The following is a 273-nucleotide window of genomic DNA, read 5'->3' as shown; positions in this document are numbered from 1 at the left end:
AGCGGTGCCGCACGCACTACTCGGCCAACCTAATGGCCGCCTGCCCCAAGGCCTCCTGGCCCGCGGTCAAGGCGATGCTGCACTCGGTCTACGAGCAGGCCGACGCCCAGGCGGTGCACGCCCAGTTTGACAAGCTCATCGACTCTGTCGCCGACCGCCTCCCAGCCGTCGCCGAGCACCTGGAGGCGGCTCGAGCCGACATCCTGGCGTTCACCGCCTTCCCGCAGGCGATCTGGCGACAGATCTGGTCCAACAACCCCAACGAACGCCTCA

1 protein-coding gene is annotated in these 273 nt (G+C 67.8%); it reads left to right on the top strand.

Going from position 1 to position 273, the window contains the following annotated elements; all coding sequences use genetic code 11:
* The coding region (locus M3148_RS17610) for a transposase (protein ID WP_251305996.1) at window positions 1-273 on the top strand (273 nt) is incomplete at both ends.

It is taken from the genome of Georgenia satyanarayanai (genome assembly GCF_023715365.1).
GTDB classification, from domain to species: Bacteria; Actinomycetota; Actinomycetes; order Actinomycetales; family Actinomycetaceae; genus Oceanitalea; species Oceanitalea satyanarayanai_B.
Note: the sequence above shows the minus strand (reverse complement) of the source record. Positions and strands in the feature narration are given on the sequence as shown.